This is a genomic window from Cutibacterium sp. 37298, from assembly GCF_023838685.1.
GTDB lineage: Bacteria > Actinomycetota > Actinomycetes > Propionibacteriales > Propionibacteriaceae > Cutibacterium > Cutibacterium acnes.
In genome coordinates this window covers 684,835-701,341 of record NZ_JAJNRJ010000002.1, presented here as the reverse complement: position 1 = coordinate 701,341, position 16,507 = coordinate 684,835, and the positions used below count along the sequence as shown (strand labels likewise).

Annotated in this window: 15 protein-coding genes and 1 pseudogene; 10 read left to right on the top strand and 6 right to left on the bottom strand. The window is 60.5% G+C overall.

Going from position 1 to position 16,507, the window contains the following annotated elements:
• The first annotated feature begins 150 nt into the window (after positions 1-150).
• A complete protein-coding gene (locus tag LRP59_RS07740; RefSeq protein WP_002521863.1) occupies positions 151-729 on the top strand; it encodes a rhomboid family intramembrane serine protease in 579 nt (192 codons plus the stop codon).
• Here LRP59_RS07740 and LRP59_RS07735 read toward each other — a convergent pair.
• Positions 649-2,487 (bottom strand): DEDD exonuclease domain-containing protein, encoded by a 1,839-nt coding sequence (locus tag LRP59_RS07735; RefSeq protein ID WP_230619653.1) that lies wholly within the window; start codon positions 2,485-2,487, stop codon positions 649-651. The genes LRP59_RS07740 and LRP59_RS07735 overlap by 81 nt on opposite strands.
• A 240-nt stretch (positions 2,488-2,727) precedes the next feature.
• Between LRP59_RS07735 and LRP59_RS07730 the strand changes: the two genes are divergently transcribed.
• Positions 2,728-3,858, top strand: coding sequence for an NlpC/P60 family protein (locus LRP59_RS07730; protein WP_214613946.1), 1,131 nt, complete (start codon positions 2,728-2,730; stop codon positions 3,856-3,858).
• Between the two features lie 6 nt (positions 3,859-3,864).
• A complete protein-coding gene (locus tag LRP59_RS07725) occupies positions 3,865-4,935 on the top strand; it encodes an ROK family glucokinase (protein ID WP_002513962.1) in 1,071 nt (356 codons plus the stop codon).
• A gap of 4 nt (positions 4,936-4,939) precedes the next feature.
• Here LRP59_RS07725 and LRP59_RS07720 read toward each other — a convergent pair whose 3' ends face one another.
• Positions 4,940-5,347: a hypothetical protein gene (locus LRP59_RS07720; RefSeq protein WP_252236836.1), complete on the bottom strand. Its 408-nt coding sequence runs from the start codon at positions 5,345-5,347 to the stop codon at positions 4,940-4,942.
• 59 nt (positions 5,348-5,406) lie between these two features.
• On the opposite strand from LRP59_RS07720, the gene LRP59_RS07715 reads away from it, so the two are divergent.
• The 4 genes from LRP59_RS07715 to LRP59_RS07700 all read left to right on the top strand — a co-directional run bounded on the left by LRP59_RS07715 (position 5,407) and on the right by LRP59_RS07700 (position 9,129).
• Positions 5,407-6,162, top strand: coding sequence for a 1-acyl-sn-glycerol-3-phosphate acyltransferase (locus LRP59_RS07715; protein ID WP_002513960.1), 756 nt, complete (start codon positions 5,407-5,409; stop codon positions 6,160-6,162).
• A gap of 166 nt (positions 6,163-6,328) precedes the next feature.
• The gene (locus tag LRP59_RS07710; protein WP_002521857.1) at positions 6,329-6,886 is read left to right on the top strand and encodes an acyltransferase; all 558 of its coding nucleotides are present in this window, start codon (positions 6,329-6,331) and stop codon (positions 6,884-6,886) included.
• 73 nt (positions 6,887-6,959) lie between these two features.
• Positions 6,960-8,378 carry a class II 3-deoxy-7-phosphoheptulonate synthase gene (locus tag LRP59_RS07705; protein ID WP_002530952.1) on the top strand — a complete coding sequence of 473 codons (1,419 nt, stop codon included), beginning with the start codon at positions 6,960-6,962 and terminating at the stop codon, positions 8,376-8,378.
• A gap of 103 nt (positions 8,379-8,481) precedes the next feature.
• Complete coding sequence (locus tag LRP59_RS07700; RefSeq protein WP_002513957.1) at positions 8,482-9,129, top strand: MBL fold metallo-hydrolase; 648 nt, start codon at positions 8,482-8,484, stop codon at positions 9,127-9,129.
• 15 nt (positions 9,130-9,144) lie between these two features.
• Here the strand turns inward: LRP59_RS07700 and LRP59_RS07695 are convergent, their stop codons facing one another.
• Positions 9,145-10,101: a DMT family transporter gene (locus LRP59_RS07695; RefSeq protein WP_312845850.1), complete on the bottom strand. Its 957-nt coding sequence runs from the start codon at positions 10,099-10,101 to the stop codon at positions 9,145-9,147.
• Positions 10,102-10,150: 49 nt separating this feature from the next.
• Positions 10,151-11,569, bottom strand: coding sequence for a protein kinase domain-containing protein (locus tag LRP59_RS07690; protein WP_002521854.1), 1,419 nt, complete (start codon positions 11,567-11,569; stop codon positions 10,151-10,153).
• Between the two features lie 120 nt (positions 11,570-11,689).
• On the opposite strand from LRP59_RS07690, the gene LRP59_RS07685 reads away from it, so the two are divergent.
• Together LRP59_RS07685 and LRP59_RS07680 are read left to right on the top strand one after the other, a co-directional pair.
• Positions 11,690-12,133: a ribonuclease domain-containing protein gene (locus LRP59_RS07685; RefSeq protein ID WP_002513954.1), complete on the top strand. Its 444-nt coding sequence runs from the start codon at positions 11,690-11,692 to the stop codon at positions 12,131-12,133.
• The gene (locus LRP59_RS07680) at positions 12,130-12,528 is read left to right on the top strand and encodes a barstar family protein (RefSeq protein ID WP_002513953.1); all 399 of its coding nucleotides are present in this window, start codon (positions 12,130-12,132) and stop codon (positions 12,526-12,528) included. The genes LRP59_RS07685 and LRP59_RS07680 overlap by 4 nt, the downstream gene beginning before the upstream one ends.
• Positions 12,529-12,552: 24 nt before the next feature.
• Here LRP59_RS07680 and LRP59_RS07675 read toward each other — a convergent pair whose 3' ends face one another.
• Positions 12,553-13,650 (bottom strand): polyprenyl synthetase family protein, encoded by a 1,098-nt coding sequence (locus LRP59_RS07675; RefSeq protein ID WP_002513952.1) that lies wholly within the window; start codon positions 13,648-13,650, stop codon positions 12,553-12,555.
• Positions 13,651-13,867: 217 nt separating this feature from the next.
• Here LRP59_RS07675 and LRP59_RS07670 point away from each other — a divergent pair.
• Positions 13,868-14,196: pseudogene (locus LRP59_RS07670) on the top strand (methylenetetrahydrofolate reductase).
• A 53-nt stretch (positions 14,197-14,249) separates the two neighbouring features.
• On the opposite strand, the gene LRP59_RS07665 reads toward LRP59_RS07670, so the two are convergent.
• Entirely contained in the window at positions 14,250-16,472 is a 2,223-nt protein-coding gene (locus tag LRP59_RS07665) for a UvrD-helicase domain-containing protein (protein WP_252236839.1), read from the bottom strand.
• Positions 16,473-16,507: the final 35 nt, after the last annotated feature.

The following is a 16,507-nucleotide window of genomic DNA, read 5'->3' as shown; positions in this document are numbered from 1 at the left end:
AGGCGACCGCACCTCGAGGCCCTTCTAAGTATTCTGAATATTCTGATTTCCCTGTGATTGACGGTCATGAGCCAGAGGAGATTCATGCTCGACCGCTGGAGTGAGCATCCCGTCCGTCCGGTTCCTGTGAGGTGTCCGGCGTCGGTAGCTATGGCCGTCGTGACCCTACTCATCGCGATCGCGGCGCGATTGACGCCGCTGTCGTCGCTGTTGGCGTCAGGGTCTGCCAGGGCTTTTGACTTCCAGGTCTGGCGGCCACTCGTCTTCTCCTTGACGACCTCCTCGGTTATCAGTGCAGTCCTGACCGGCCTGCTCCTTGTTCTCATCGGGTACCAGATTGAGCCCATGATCGGCTCAGTGCAGTTTGCGTTCCTGTACCTGTTGTGTGGCGTGGGTGGGTCAGCGGCCATCAGCCTGGCTGGGGTGCTGTACTCCTTTGAGGGGTCGATGTGCGGTCTGTTTGGGCTGATGGCGGCATCGGCTGTTGTTAAATATGTTCAAAAGCAGGACATTCGTGCCGACATCGTGTTATTAACGATGTTCATCATCTGGGCAATTGTCGTCGGTTCCAATACATGGGTCGCTGACATCGGTGCGGTCGTTGTGGGAGCCGTTTCTGGCTGGGCATGGTTGCAGACCCGGTGGTCGTCATACCTGCGCCAGTTGGGGGCGGGCTTGGCGGTCTTGGCTGTCTGCCTCGTCGCTCTCGTTGTGACCTGGGTGATGTAAAGCGGCTACCCGGGCAGCGAGATCATTGGTGTCCATCCAGCAGTGGGCGGGCCAGGACCATTCTCCGATGACGTCAACCAGTCGTACCCCAGGTTCTTCAAACCAGGACGCCACAAGCTCGGCCTCCTCAATAGTGCAGGCTGGTAGCCCGGCTGGCGAAGCAGAAACGGTTTCTGCGGTGGCACACACTGCGTCAATAACGGGCATTGGATCAGTACCCAGACGGCATCGTCCAGCTCCCGCTAGGCGGCCATGTCGAATGACGTGGATCTCCCAGGAGGCGCCATCGCGCCGCGCCGCGACAATTTCAGGGCAGGACGCCAGGGAGACCAGTCGGGAACGACGTCGGGTGGCGCGCAGCACTTCTTGGGCGTCCTCGGTGAACTCTGCGGCCTCTTCGAAACGTTCTGCCGCGGACAGCCGTGCGATGCGTTGAGCAAGCCGATCAGTGAGGTCGCGAACGTCGTCAGTCATGGCGAGACGAGCAAAGCCGACGATGGTGGAGTAGTCGATGTGGGGGTCCAAACATGGGGCTGAGCAACGGCCCATCTCTGCGAGAGGACAGCCATCAGGGTGCCGTGACATAGCTCCACTGCACTGTCGCAGGCCAAAGGCTTCAGCCAGTATGATCGCCGCGCGAGTCGCTGCTTGACGGCTAGTGAAAGGGCCCCACGGCGGTTGGGAATCGTGGTGAGCTCGCTGCACGACGGCGAGTCTCGGGTGAGCCTCATGAGTGAGGGTAACCCACCACACCGATCCTTGCCGACGAGAGCGACGGTTGTAGCGCGGTTGGTGAGCGTCAATGAGGCGTAGTTCGCGTACCCCCGCTTCTAGCTGAGTAGAGCACTCGCGAGCTTTGACGCCCGTAGCTATTCGCACCATCTCGTCCATGCGGCGTCGTGTTTCCGATGCTGTGAAGTATTGGGATACTCGGCGTCGGATGTTGACCGACTTACCGACATAGAGGACCTCCGGATGTGCTGGTGCAGGTTTATCCAGGCAAAACCAATAGACTCCGGACTTTTCGGGAAGGTCCTTAGCCCACACCCGTCGGCGACGCCGAGCCTGCGGTACCCGATGGGTCATTTCTAAAAGGTCTTCAAGGGTCGTCACGCCGAGATTGCCGACTCTGTCGATGAGTCCGTGAAGGACGTCGACGGTGGCCCTCGCATCGGCAAGGGCGCGGTGTGAGGGCGTCGTCGTGGTGTGGAATAGCCGAGATAGGGTGCTGAGCTTGTAGTTTCGGACCTCTCCGCGGGCAAGCACTGACCGAGCTAATGCGAGGGTGTCGACGACGGCTGGGTCGTCCCAAGGATAATCATGTTGAGCATAGGCGCGTTGAAGGAAACCAATATCAAAACGAGCATTGTGTGCTACAAGTGCCGTGCTGCGACTAAATTCTGACCAGCTAGGTAGTACAGCGTTCAGTGATGGAGCCGAGCGCACCATGACGTCCGTGATGCCGGTGAGGACCTGTACCGAAGCTGGGATAGATCCGGTTGGGCAGACGAGGGTTTGAAACTCGCCTTCGACGCGGCCTCCACACACTTTCACGGCTCCGATCTCGGTGATCTGGGAGCCCTCGCTAGTACCGGTAGTTTCAAGGTCGACGACGCAGAAAGTGACCTCGGACAGGGAAGTTCCCAGGTCGTCGAAAGACGGCTGAAGGGGCGCGGCGCTCATAATCGGCACGGTAGGTAGGCGTGGCGACAAAAAACACCGCGAATACAAGCAGAGTAGGGAGAACAACCTAGTCAGCGCAGTATTCCATGTGGATGGAGGTGGCGAGCGAGCGTCATGGTGAGCGGTTTTTGGTAACAAGTTGCCCCGCTCCTGAGGATCGCATAAGATTCTCTCAGTCGGCAGGGATGGTCCTGGTCCGATCGACCAAATCACAGGTGGACGGATGACTTGGCTCGCACCGCGTGATGACGCGGCGAGGGGCGGTCAGGTGATGGTGAAGGGTAGACAGTGGAGCACAGGTATGGAGCTTCTCAGGTGAGCGGTAGCGCACCTCGACGTGGACGTGGCGTCGCATTTGCTGCCATCACGGGGGCAATCCTTCTCGGCACAGTGGCATCGGTTGATCCTGGGGCTCAGGCCGCTCCTGATCCTATTGATCAGGCGAAGGTTCGCTTGGCTCAGCTCGATGAGCAGACCTCGAAAGTACAGGAGGACTACACCGAGGCCCAGGCTGCCCTCGACAAAGCTCAGAAGGATCTCGATCGTTCGCAAAGAGACCTTAAGACCCAGTCAGACAAGGTTGCCACCATGCGCAAGGCTCTCGGCCGCGTTGCGCTGAGCGACTACCAGAGCGGCGGCGGTGTCTCAATGACTACTCAGCTTGTGGCAAGTGGCGACTCTGGGCAGTTTCTGTCCAAATTGGCGACCATTCAAAACGTCACGGAGCGCACCAGCGTGCAGTTCCAGGATTTCCTGGCTGAGCAGGCCAGGCTGAAATCCATGAAGTCCCAGGCTGAGGCTGATCGCGCGACGATTGAGAGTCAGCGCAATCAACAGGCCAAGCTATTGGCCGACGCGAAGAAGAAGGAACAGGAGGCCAAGCAGGTTGTTGACCGTCTGACTGCCCAGCAGCGCGCTGAACTTAAGCGTCAACAAGCTGCCGAGGCCCAGGCCGCCGCTGCACATGCGGTGTCCCGATCTGCCGGACGTCCCACCGATCAGCAGAGTGCCCTGGGGCAGCCGTCCAGCAGTTCTACCCAGGCTTCCCAAACTGGTAGTCAAGTGCCGATTCCTGACCCCTCCCATGGAGTTTCATCGCGCGCTCAGAGCGCCCTCAATTTCGCGCTGGCTCAACTCGGTAAGCCCTACATCTGGGGCGGCACCGGCCCGACCGGCTACGATTGCTCTGGCCTCATGATGGCTTCCTGGGGCAAGGCTGGGGTTAGCCTTCCCCGCACCGCGGCTGCTCAGTACGCAGCCGGTACCCCCGTATCGACCTCCGATTTGCAGCCGGGCGACTTGGTCTTCTTGTACCCGGGCATTACCCATGTCGGTATGTACATCGGTGATGGCAAGTTTATTCACGCCTCCAGTCCGCGAACTGGCATCAAAGTCTCCGTTCTAGCGCAACAGCCCTCATACCAGGGCGCGCGTCGTTTCGGCTGATTTTCATTGCTTAGCGTTGGCATAGATATTGGCGGCACGAAGGTCGCCGCTGGTGTCGTAGATGAAAGTGGCCAGATTGTTCGGCGTATTCAGCGCCTGACACCCTCGCGCAGCCCCGAGGCTGTTGAGGACGCTATCGTTGAGTCGGTCCGTGAACTGGCTCGTAACCTTCCTATCTGTGCTGTAGGCATCGGGGCAGCCGGCTGGATAGACACTGAGCAGGCGCTCGTGCGGTTTTCCCCGCATTTGGCATGGCGTAATGAGCCGCTGCGCGATCGTCTGTCTGAGCGCGTCACTGTGCCTGTTCTCGTCGATAATGACGCCAATGCGGCTGCGTGGGCTGAGTTCCGGTTTGGAGCCGGACAAGGATCACGGGTCATGGTGTGCCTGACGTTGGGAACGGGTATCGGGGGTGCACTCGTTATCAATGGGCGGATGTTCCGCGGCCGATACGGCATGGCCGGAGAATTCGGACATATGACGGTGGTTCCCGATGGCCACTGGTGCCCATGTGGCAACCGTGGTTGCTGGGAGCAATACGCCTCTGGAAATTCCCTCGTGAGGGACGCTCGAGCGTTGCTTGCCGAGGGAGCTCCCGGTGCTCAGGACCTGTTGGGTTATGTAGCTGACCGCAATCCCGATAACCTCATTGGTCCTGATGTCACACGCGCAGCGGTCGATGGCGATCGTCTTGCTATTGAGCTCATTGCAGACATTGGCATCTGGCTGGGCCGTGGAATGGCGAACTTGGCAGCTGCCTTAGATCCAGATCTCTTTGTCATTGGTGGGGGAGTGAGCGCCGCCGGAGACCTCTTGCTTGAACCTGCGCGCACTGTATATGCCCGCACGCTGACGGGTCGGGGGTTCCGCCCGATGGCCGATATTCAGAAGGCACATTTCGGTAACGATGCTGGGCTTATCGGCGCCGCAGACTTGGCTCGCCACTCCATCAACGAACCGCCGGGCATGGCTCGCGGGTTCTGGCCACGTCGTCGTACTGCTGTTCGCAAGCCACGCCGTACTTTGCGTCAGAGCCTGAGTGAAACTCTCGCCGGCCCGGTTGTTCGGGACAAGTGACTCGCTACAAACGTGAGTGGTTTCCCCAGGGACCTTCATCATCGCGGTCTTTCCGAGTGATGGCCCGCCAGATGAGCAGGCTAATCCCTGCTCCTCCGGATGTGGTGGCTAGTATCAGCGTGGTCTGGGGCACATTGACTCCGCCCATGTCCAGCAGGACGGCAACGATGCATATCGCCACTAGAACCAATCCCCCCTTCGTCGCTGGACTGGGAGGCGCTGCCGGTTCCATGGGCAGCGGCTCATCCATCTCGTCGGCGTCACGGGGTGGCTCTTGCGGAACATGGGCCGGCGCCCGTTGGGCCGGTAAACCATTCGGGCGAGGACGACCTGGGGCGGTGACGACCTCCCCAAATTCGCGAGCGATGAGCGCTTCAAAGGCGGCATCGACATCGTTGCCGTCGTGTTCCATATCCCTCCACCCATTAGGGAACTCGAGGTGCCGCTAGGCTTGGTCGCCGAGGAGGCCCCATGTGGTACGAGTTCTTCAAGTATGCGCTCTTTGGACCAGGAGTGCGAGCCTTATGGCACCCCCGCGTCGTCGGTGAGGAGAACATTCCCACCGAAGGAGGGGTGATCCTGGCGTGCAACCACATTGCGGCCTTGGATCCCATCATCGTCGCGTCCATGATTGACAGAAAACTCACCTATCCGGCGAAAAAAGAGCTTTTTGCTGGCGACCGAGGCTTCTGGTCGAAGGTCGTCGCGTGGTTCTTGCGCGCAGTCGAGCAGGTGCCGCTGGATCGTTCGGGTGGCCGTACTAGCGTCAATGCCATGGGTCCAGTAGAACGCCGACTTGCCGAGGGGGGCCTCGTCGGAATTTTCCCGGAGGGAACCCGCTCATCAGATGGCCGCTTATACAAGGGTAAGACCGGCGTCGCCCGGATGACTCTGGGGTCTGGAGCCCCTGTGGTCCCAGTAGGTATCAGCGGAACGACAGTGAGACGCAAGGTGTTGGGTATCCCGCTGCTCGACCATCCGACCCTCATCTTCGGTAAACCGATGCACTTCGACGTGCTGGCAGACCGCACTGAGGAAACGGCCGTCCTACGGTGGGTTACTGATGAGGTCATGGGTGCTATCAGCGATCTCACCGGACAGAGCTACGTCGATGTTTATGGTTTCCGGGTCAAGCATGGCAACCTCAAGGGCAAAGATGTCTCGAAATTTGTGAAACCAAGGCCCGGCGGCAAGCCCCTGCCCCCGCCTCGTGTGGCGAAGGCTTGATGTCATGAAGTGGTTGCGTCGATCCCATGGTGAGGTGACGGGTCATCCTCTTCCTGCCCAACCAACCATCGTCGCTATCCATCTGCATCGGCCCGGTGATCTTGCTGCGGCCGAACATTGCCTGTCGGGACGCGTCAGCAAGGTGTATGTCATGTCGGGTCGTCGGATGAAGAGAACTCAGGCCCACGCTGAGGCGCTACGCCACTTATGTGAGGGCTCTGTAGTCCTTATGGCTCCCGAGGGGATACGCAGTTGGGCTAGTCAGGTTCATCGTCTAGACGTTGAGGTAGCGCGGCTGGCTCTCGATGCTGAAGCCCTCGTCGTGCCGGCTCAGGTTGTTGCGGGACAGCTCAACCTGGGAACATCGGTTGATATGTCGCGTCACGCGGCGACACCCCATTCTCACGCTGTCTTGCGGGCTGCGGCTGACGATGTCGCGCTCGCTTTATGCAAGCTCACAGGCTTGCCGTACCAGGACTATCCAGCAGTGCGGGCAGATCAACGGCCTCACCCGATCATCTGGCTGTTTCAGATGCGAAAGTTGCGTCGTGACCGTAGGAGGCATCGTCGCGATGCCGAGGAGCGATCGCGAGAGGAGAGCGCTCGCGATGCCGAGGAACTGGCCCGGGAGGAGGAGAACGCCCGTCTTGCCGCTCAGCTTCAAGCTCGACAAGCTTCCTTGGCCGATCGGCTTGCTGAGCGCGATATTCACCCAGGTAGGTGAAAATCCCAGGGCTGGTGTTTCCGATGCGGTGGCTTAGCTTCGTCAGAGGGGTGGAACGGAACTGAAGAAGGTCATGGCGGGAAGTAGAATCCCCGCCATGTCTCAGAGCGTTCCCAGTCTTGAGGCCCTCAATGCCCTGCCACGGGTGCAACAGCCGTCGTACCCCGATCCTCAGGCAACCGTTGAGGTCGTCAACCAGCTACGTAGTTTGCCCCCGTTGGTCTTCGCCGGAGAATGCGATGACCTTCGTGCCTATCTTGCGGCAGTGGCTAACCGCAAGGCGTTTTTGCTGCAAGGCGGCGATTGTGCTGAGACTTTTGCAGGAGTAAACGCCGACAACATTAAGGGTAAGCTGCGAGTACTATTGTCAATGGCGGTCGTCATGACCTACGCAGGTCAGCTTCCGGTGGTCAAGGTGGGTCGCATTGCTGGGCAGTACGCCAAGCCGAGATCTAAGGATACCGAGACCCGTCGCGGCCTCACTCTGCCCAGTTACCGAGGTGACGCCGTCAACGGATTCGAGTTCACACCGGAAGCTCGGGAGCACGATCCTAAGCGTTTGATTGGGGTGTACAACGCTTCGGCAGCTACTCTCAACCTGGTACGAGCTTTCGCTACCGGCGGTTTTGCGGATCTTCGCGGCATTCACGCGTGGAACGCTGACTTTGTGCGTAACTCCAATGTGGAAACTCGTTACGAGGCGCTGGCCGCGGAGATCGAACGGGCGTTGGTGTTCATGATGGCGTGCGGAGTCGAGGGCGATCAGCTCTCCACCGTTGACTTCTACGCTAGCCATGAAGCCCTGCTCATCGACTACGAGCACGCTATGACGCGGATCGACTCGCGCTCCCAGCTACCCTATGATTGCTCTGGCCATTTGCTGTGGATTGGTGAGCGGACCCGTCAGATTGATGGTGCCCACGTGGAGTTCCTGCGCCACGTGCGCAATCCGCTGGGGGTCAAGCTTGGCCCGACGACGACTGGGGAGGACGCCGTTGCTATCGCTGATGCCCTTGACCCCGATCACGAGCCTGGCCGTCTGACCTTCATCACCCGAATGGGAAGCAAGGCTGTGCGTACTAACCTGCCCAGAGTCATCGAGGCAGTGGAAGCCACTGGACGCAAGGTGGTGTGGAGCTGCGACCCCATGCACGGCAACACCTTCGAAACGAATGACGGCTACAAGACGCGGTCGTTTGCTGACATGTGCGACGAGGTTAACGGGTTCTTCGACGTCCATGAGGAGTTAGGTACCTGGCCTGGCGGTGTGCACATCGAGTTGACCGGGGACGACGTCACGGAGTGCTTGGGCGGGGTCGACAAGCTAGCAGAGTCCGATCTGACAAACCGCTACGAGACCGCCTGCGATCCACGTCTGAACCGGAACCAGTCCTTGGAACTGGCCTTCATAATCGCTGAGAGATTGGCTGACAGCCGTATCAAGCGCGATGCCGTCAGCCCGCTGGCAAGATTCCGCAGCATCGACCTATGATCGATCCGGACGTCCCCTCAAGGTCCCTATCGGTGGGATTGTTCCGGTCGCGAATGTGACTGAACTGGTTGCCGCCACGTGATGCTGGCGGAAGACTGAAGGTATGAGAATTACGCATCTGGGACACTCCTGCATCCTCGTTGAAGCAGCTGGGCAGCGAATCCTCGTCGACCCCGGTAACCTCAGCCGGTCCTGGCGTGGACTTACTGATCTCGATGCCATCCTTGTCACCCATCGCCATCCCGATCACGTCGACCCAGAGCACATCGGTGCCTTAGTCGACGCAAACTCAGGTGCGGTGGTGCGTGCTGAAGAAGGGGCCTGCCACGAGATTCCGGCTCTTGATGCTGACCCTGTTGCCCCGGGCGACGTGTTGCAGATCGGTGAGGTGAGAATTGAGGCGGTAGGAGGCCGCCATGCCGTCATTCATCGTGATCTGGAACCGATCGGCAATGTCGGATACCTCATCGGTGAGGGGCTTGGGACGATCCTGTACCACCCTGGTGACGAACTCGATGAGACCCCGCGTGGTGTTGACGTGTTGGCTTGCCCGGCTCATGCCCCGTGGGCTGCGATGAAAGAAACTGTCGACTTCGCGAGGTCGGTGGGGGCTCGGCACGGTTTTCTCATCCATGAGGGGCTACTTAATGGGCGAGGCTGGCAACTGTCCTTTGATCGGCATCAGGAGATGGTGCCGACCACCTTCCACGATCTACGCAACGGCCAGCCGTGGGAGGTGCCGCAAGACTGACCTCGGGGCCGGGGATCAAAGCATGCGGTCCATGCCGAACCTCGGAGTCCAGGCCGGATCGACCTGGACTACCGGGGGCTCGGCGTGATGCTGCGGTGCGCCGCGGCGACGATGAGGTGGACGGACGACTAAGGCCATGGCGGCTAGGATGGCGATACCGCCGATCGTAATGCGCCCGGTGAGTGGCTCGCCGCCGAGACCAATAGCGAAGACGGCGCCCCACAGCGGCTCAGTGCACATGATGACGGCGGCACGGGTCGATTCCACCCGGGCCTGACCCCAGCTCTGCATGAAAGTTGTCAAAGTGCCGCAGATGATGGCCAAGTAGGCCAGGGCAAACCAATCCTCCATGTGGGTGGGGGCGCTCAGACCTCCAGGCAGGGCTGCAATGGTGCAGACGATGGCGACGGTGATCGTTTGATACAACCCGAGGGATGTGACGTTGGACGGGTTGGCGAAACGTCCAGTTGCCACGATGTGGCCGGCGTAGGCCACGGCGGAAGCCAGAGTCAGTAGCTGACCGATACCGAATCCGCTACCGAGGGTAGAGGGATCAAGAGCCAGCACTCCCATGCCGACAGTCGCCAGTGCCACAGCTCCCCAGATGGCGGTGGAGACCTTCTTGCGAAAGATCACAGCGGCCAATAGCGGTGTGAAGACCACATAGAGACTGGTGATGAACCCGTTCATGGCAGCCTGAGTGGTCCCGAGTCCAATGGCCTGAAGTAGCTGGCCGGCAGCAAAGAGCACGCCGAGGATAACCCCCTTGGCTATGGTGCGCATATTGGCGCGCCAGGCCTTCGGGAAGAGGATTCCGAATGCGGCGGCTGCCATGGCGAAACGACACGCCAGCAGGTTCTCGGGGCTCATGTGGGCATAGACACCCTTCATGACGACGAGGGTCGAACCCCACAGAGCAGCCATGAGAAGGAGGGCGGGCACAGCAAGGCGCGAAGAACGAAAACCAACCACGAATCACATGATACGCCGGAGAATCTTCGCCCCGCAACCCGGATTGGCATCAAATATTTTGTGAGACGGTGTGCATGCAGGATGATTCCCCGTGAACGCACGTCCGTGCGACTGAATTTGTACTGTGCAACTCGCTCGCGGAGTACCGGGAAGAGGTGAAGTGAAAGACAAGGTAGGCGCACAACACTGCCACCAGGACAATGAAGACAGCCGCGATGACGCCGCGGCGGCGACGATGAACAGCGTCCTGAGTCAGCCTGGAACGGGATGCCGGTTGGGTAGCACGTCGGTGTATCGGCCGCGGACGCGGCTGAGAGTGGTTGGCTGGTTGCGTCGGCATGCGCTCCGGAGGGCAGTCTATAGGAGACAGTGGAGAATCCGGAATTGAGACCGGTGTAGGTGGCGAAACCGGAGTACCAGTGCGAGACCATGGCGGAACTGACGCCGTGCCAGGTCGTACCGGTTCGTTCCGTCTGCGGGCGGATCGATCTGTTGAACCTGCGGGTGCATGAGCTACCGGATTGGCGATGACAACATTCGACTGGGGCACTGTGTTCTGGAGGGCGGCCAGGGCCGGATCGTCCGTGCGGCCGGTCGTCAGTGCGTGACGTACACGACGAAGAAGGTCGAGTAGGGCCCTCCCATTCGCAGGGCGCTTCCCGGGATCGCGCGAGGTGCAGGCACGTACCAAGCTGTCCAGGTATCCCGGAACGAGCCATGCGATATCGTGCTCAGCTTTGGTGCCATTGGCTAGGTACTGTGAGGGCGCGGGAACATCCTTATTGACGTGGGCCCATGCCACCTGAATGGGGGAATCGCCAGTATGGGGCTTGTGCCCAGTGAGCATCTCGAAAAGTACAATGCCGGCTGAGTAAATGTCCGAACGCTCATCGGAGCTACCGCGTGTTACCCGCTCAGGTGGAATGTAGGACACCGTTCCAATGAGCTGCCCAGATGTTGCTGACATCGTGTGGTTGCCTACAGCTCGGGCCAGACCAAAGTCAGCCACCTTGATCTGACCACGATCAGAGATGAGGACGTTTTCGGGTTTGACGTCACGATGCACTAGGCCATCCTCGTGGGCGCTGGCAAGGGCCGAGACAACTGGCTCGAGGAGATCCAAAGCGCGCACCGGGGTGAGCGGCGCCTCCTGGGTGATGATGTGACGTAGGGTGCATCCGGGCACGTACTCCATGACGATGAAGGGACGATCTCCGTCCATTCCTTGGTCGAAAACTGATACCACATGGGGATTGACGAGCCGGGCCGCGGCCTTCGCTTCGGAATCGAATCGCTCAGCGAGTTCTGCATCGAGCCCCTCATGCATCACCTTGACTGCGACGATGCGGGGAAGACATAGATCTTGAGCTCGATAGACGGTCGCCATCCCGCCACGAGCGATTTTGGACACGATCTCGTAGCGACCCTCGAGGGTATGACCCACTAGGGGGTCAGTGCTCATGGTCATGCTCACGATTACGCCTCACGCACGGTCGGGGAAGAAGGGGTGTGCGGCCCACTCCAAAGTGTATGCGTAGTCTTTCGGAGGGCATCGGAAGATGAACCGGCGAGTCCATAGGCTGGTCCCATGACTGTTGCAACCTGGTTCCGGTCTCACCGGTGGTCCGTCTGGATTGTGACCTTGCTAGCAGCTGTCGTCGTAGGCTGTTCAACGCCCGGTAATGTAGCTGCGGCAGGCTCGAACGCGACCACGGCCCCCATGACCGTCATGGCCACCACACAGTCGTCTGTTGGGTTGGCCACCATCCAGGAAAACGAGCTGCCTACCCAGGCTCGGCAGACTCTCAAGCTCATTGACTCCGGTGGGCCCTTCCCATTCAGTCGGGACGGAATTGTCTACCACAACAACAGTGGCGCACTACCTCATCACAAGGACGGCTGGTACCACGAGTACACCGCCGCCACTCCTGGAGCGCAGGGTCGAGGACCGCGTCGCATCGTGTGCGGTTCAGACTCTACCTGTTTTTGGACGTTGGACCATTACTCAACGTTTAAGAGGATCGTCCGATGACAGCCGACGTTCAGTCAGGTTCGGGTCCTGAAGCTGGTGGCCCCATTGGTTCAGGGATCCTTCTTGTTGATCCGGCGCATAGTTGTGACCCCATCAAGGTGGCAACGGCGTGGCGCGAGGCTGGGTGGCGCGTCATGCACATGAGTGGAGGCGCTGATTTAGGGTCCGTTCTTGCCGGTTTTGGACACGCTCTGTCATTTCCTAGCTGGTACGGACACAACCTTGACGCACTGCGTGACTGCCTAGCTGACCTGGAAGGAGACACGGCAGTGTTATGGACCGGATGGCAGCCCTTTGAGCGAGACAATCCCCAGGACTGGGGTCGGCTAGTTGAGGTCATTGGTCAGCGTCTCGATGAGGACGAGGTCAACGGTTTCGCTCTCCTCCTGGTGTGAAACTCAGGCCGCGGGATCGTGGTATCAGAAATGACGCTCGACGCATTGGCGGGCTAATTCCCGCAGGGCAATTCGGCCGGCATCGGTCATCTCGGCGTCGTCGAGAACTGCGATGGCGTGATCATGGCACTGCACAATTGTTGACTCGACAGCCTCCCGGGCTCCACTTGTCTCGATGATACGACGGGCGGTGGCGACGTCGTTATCGTCGAGGTCGGGGCGACCCAGCAATGACTTCAAGCGAGCAGCGTCGTGGGAGTCGGCCCGATTGAGCGCATGGGCGACGAGCACAGTCCGCTTGCCTTCTCTCAGATCGTCGCCAGCGGGCTTGCCAGTCAGCTCGGCGTCGCCGAAGACGCCAAGAAGATCGTCGCGGTATTGGAAGGCCCGTCCGATGGGGGAGCCGAAGTCGGCCATCGTCTGTTGTAGACGGTCAGAGCCCCCAGCCAAGGCCACACCAATCTGACATGGACGAACGACCGTGTATGAGGCGCACTTGTACTCCACAACCCGGCCGACCAGGTCGAGAGCGGATTCGGAGTCGGACCCCGCCATTCCCGACTGTGAGGTGACGTCGAGGACCTGGCCGCAGGTGACCTCGGTGCGCATGGCGTCAAGCAGCGGGGTGGCGGCCGCCAGCCTGTCAGCTTTGACTGGGGCGGACGTGAACATCTGCGACGACCACATGAGTAGCAGGTCGCCGAGCAAGATCGCGATGTCAAATCCGAATTGCTCAGCGGGTCCGTCTCCGTGGGCAATGCCATGGGCCGCCTCGAAATGACGGTGCACCGAAGGCAATCCACGTCGGGTGTCGGAGTGGTCCATGAGGTCGTCGTGGACCAAGGCGGACACGTGCAGAAACTCGAGGCTCGCCGCCGCCTGTAACAGGCCGGCGGGTTCAGTGGGTTGGTCCGCCGCAGCTGCATGACCCCAATAGCAGAAGGCCGGGCGCAATCGCTTGCCGCCTGCGGTGTAATCACGAGCGGCATCGAGAACGGGGGACAGCTCGGCGCCGATCGCGTCAATGACCCGCTTTTCGTCGTCGAGGAAGGAGAGGATCCTTGCGCTCACGGAGTCGCGGAAGTCAGCGCTGACTGGAGAGGACGGATCAAAGGGGTACATAGCGCCAGCATAGAGGCGTCGGATGGTCGGAAACGAGTCCGTACGCTGGACGTCTGGCCCACCTGGTGGGAGCGCCGCCTAGCCTCGCACCTATGTAGTCCCAGAAGCCGACCACTGCTGACCTGTTGGCCTTGGGGGAGCGCCCTGTGCACTCTTTCGGGTTTATGACCCCCACAGCGAGCGCTCGGCTGTGGAGTGCCACGGATGCTCTCGTGGGATGGCACCGGACTTCATTTCAATGACCTATGGAGCGAATGGGTCGCGGTGTGACCGCACTTTGCGGTGCACCCAGCACATGGTGTCGACCGGTCTGCGTACCGTCGGTCATCTCACCTGCGTCGCCAATCGGTAGCTGATTTGGAGCAGATGGTCGCTGATTACGCCGAGTCCAGGATCGACCACATCCTGGCTACTCGCGGTGTCATGCTGGGTGGGGTGGGACAGCCTTGGGTGGATCATCCCTGGGGATTACCTAACGCTACTGAGCTTGTCCGCCTCGTTAAGCGGGTTCACCCAGAGACATGCATCGGTAGAGAGGGTGCGTGACATGGGCTGTGAGCTCTTTAATGTTGGCGCTCTCGGCTTCCACCACTACACCCTCAACAGGTCTCGTGCGACCACAGAGCTTCGGACCATGCTGGCGCGGCGGCGCCTCGAACGGGCTGGTTCGCCTCGGAACGATGAGGCGATTTCTGCTTCCTGAGCCCGACTACCGTTAACCGTTGGGTAGGGCGGGTCAAAGCGACGTAGAGCAACCGGACGCCACCGGCAGGATTACCGGTCTCGGAGACGATGCGCTCGGGATCGACGACTACTGCACCATCGTACTCAAGACCCTTGGCCTGCATGGTCGTCACCGTGATGATGCGAGGATCATCGGCAAGCCGGCGCGCCTGCTCGAAGAGGCCAGCCGGGCACACCAGACCGATCGTCCCGTCCACCGATGTGAGCATCTCGTCCAGCTGCGAGCGCACCTGTGCCCATAGGTCGTCAGTGCGTACCACCGTGGGACGGACACCAACCCAGCGCACCGCCTGTGGAAGATCAGCGTCGGGCTGGACGGTGACAACCACGTCGGCGGCGATATCGAAAACCTCGGCCGGGGAACGGTAGTTCTTGGTCAGGGTGAAGGTGCGTGACGGGGAATTACCAACCAATTCGTCCAAGGCCGCTCTGGTCTGGTCGGGATGGGGGAAGGCAGACTGGGCCGGGTCCCCGACGATCGTCCAGGAAGCCTGGCGGCCTCGACGTCCGATCATCCGCCACTGCATGGGGGAGATGTCTTGGGCCTCGTCGACGAGAACGTGAGCGAAGGTATCGCGAGGCTCGTCCTCGTCAATGTGGCGGGACTCATGGAGACGATCGCCGAGGGTGACGAGTTCCTCGGCGTCACCTCCCTCGATAAAGACCGGGTCGTCGGCATCGGGCTCGGGGGGAACTGGGCCGAGCAGAGCGGCCAACTCGTCGAGCAGGGCCATATCGGCTATCGACCAGTTGCGCCGTCCACGTCGATCCGCTTCGGTCGGGATAGAGCTGACGAGAAGCTGACGGGTTTCCTCGTTCCAGTCGGGGGTCACTGCTTCGGCGACCGCGGGATCGGCCAACCGAGCGAGGGCGTCGGAGGCCGACAGGGCGGGCCACCAGGCGTTGAGGAGCATCCGCCAGGATGCCTGGGAGGACACTAGCTCGTCGAAATCGTCCCTTGTGAGGTCATGGGCGGCGAGGACATCGGCCGGGACTCTTGCCCACAGCTGGTCGCGCAGCGAGACCTCAACGGCCTCCCTGCCGTCGTTGTAGCGATTGCGCTTGAGGATGCGTTGACGGGTCGTCGCGAGGATGGAGGCATCGAGGGTAAGAACCTCGCCTTTGACCGTTACTCGCAGCTGCAAGGAATCGGGATCCGCCGACATGGGCAAATTGACCAGTCGGGTGAGCACGTCAACCATCTCAAGGCTGCCCTTGATATTGGCAGTACGGGGCTCATCGAGACGGTCAGAGGAGAAGCGCAGGATATCCGACGGCACCTGGCCTACTGAGCGCAGTGTTACGGAGTCTTCCCCGAGGCTGGGTAGCACCCGCTCGATGTAGCTCATGAAAACCGATGACGGCCCGATGACGAGCACCCCGCCATTCTCCAGCCGAGTGCGATGAGAATAAAGCAGGAATGCTGCGCGGTGCAGAGCGACGACCGTCTTGCCGGTGCCAGGTCCGCCCATAATCGTCGTTACGCCTTGGTAAGGGGCGCGAATGGCCTCATCCTGCTCGGCCTGGATCGTCGAGACGATTGAATGCATTCGAGTGTCGCGGGCCCGAGAGAGAGACGCCATGAGGGCTCCCTCGCCGATAATCGGCAGATTCGCCTGCGAGGTGGAATCCAGCAGGTCATCTTCGATGCCGAGGACCTTGTCATCGCGACAGCGCAAGACGCGGCGACGAACAACACCCATCGGATCAGACGGGGTGGCTCGGTAAAAGGGCTCGGCAGCGCGGGCACGCCAGTCGATGACGAGAGGCTCATAGTCGGCGTCCCGTACCCCGATTCTCCCGATGTGACGCACCTCGTCGTCAGCCAGATCAAGTCGGCCGAAGACCAGACCTTCATGCTCAGCGTCAAGGACCGCTAATCTCTTTGCCGCGTTATAAGAGAAGGCGTCGCGTTCAAACATCGCCGTGCCGTCCTCTTCACGAACCCAACTGGTGCGGTCCGAGCGGTACATGTCTTGGCCGGCCTTGGCTAGCATGCGGGCTTTGTTCTCGTCGATCTCCAATTGGGCGCGGACGCGGTCGACGTGGTCCTGTTCCTTGGCGATCTCAGTTTCCACAACGCGGGGGTCGGTGGTCGAACTATCGTGTGCGG

Excerpts from the sequence above, each read along its gene's own strand:
- LRP59_RS07740 (WP_002521863.1), top strand. The coding sequence starts at position 151 with ATGGCCGTCGTGACCCTACTCATCGCGATCGCGGCGCGATTGACGCCG.
- LRP59_RS07720 (WP_252236836.1), bottom strand. The coding sequence starts at position 5,347 with ATGGAACACGACGGCAACGATGTCGATGCCGCCTTTGAAGCGCTCATC.
- LRP59_RS07715 (WP_002513960.1), top strand. The coding sequence starts at position 5,407 with ATGTGGTACGAGTTCTTCAAGTATGCGCTCTTTGGACCAGGAGTGCGA.
- LRP59_RS07710 (WP_002521857.1), top strand. The coding sequence starts at position 6,329 with ATGAAGAGAACTCAGGCCCACGCTGAGGCGCTACGCCACTTATGTGAG.
- LRP59_RS07705 (WP_002530952.1), top strand. The coding sequence starts at position 6,960 with ATGGCGGGAAGTAGAATCCCCGCCATGTCTCAGAGCGTTCCCAGTCTT.
- LRP59_RS07700 (WP_002513957.1), top strand. The coding sequence starts at position 8,482 with ATGAGAATTACGCATCTGGGACACTCCTGCATCCTCGTTGAAGCAGCT.
- LRP59_RS07690 (WP_002521854.1), bottom strand. The coding sequence starts at position 11,569 with ATGACCATGAGCACTGACCCCCTAGTGGGTCATACCCTCGAGGGTCGC.
- LRP59_RS07685 (WP_002513954.1), top strand. The coding sequence starts at position 11,690 with ATGACTGTTGCAACCTGGTTCCGGTCTCACCGGTGGTCCGTCTGGATT.
- LRP59_RS07680 (WP_002513953.1), top strand. The coding sequence starts at position 12,130 with ATGACAGCCGACGTTCAGTCAGGTTCGGGTCCTGAAGCTGGTGGCCCC.
- LRP59_RS07675 (WP_002513952.1), bottom strand. The coding sequence starts at position 13,650 with ATGTACCCCTTTGATCCGTCCTCTCCAGTCAGCGCTGACTTCCGCGAC.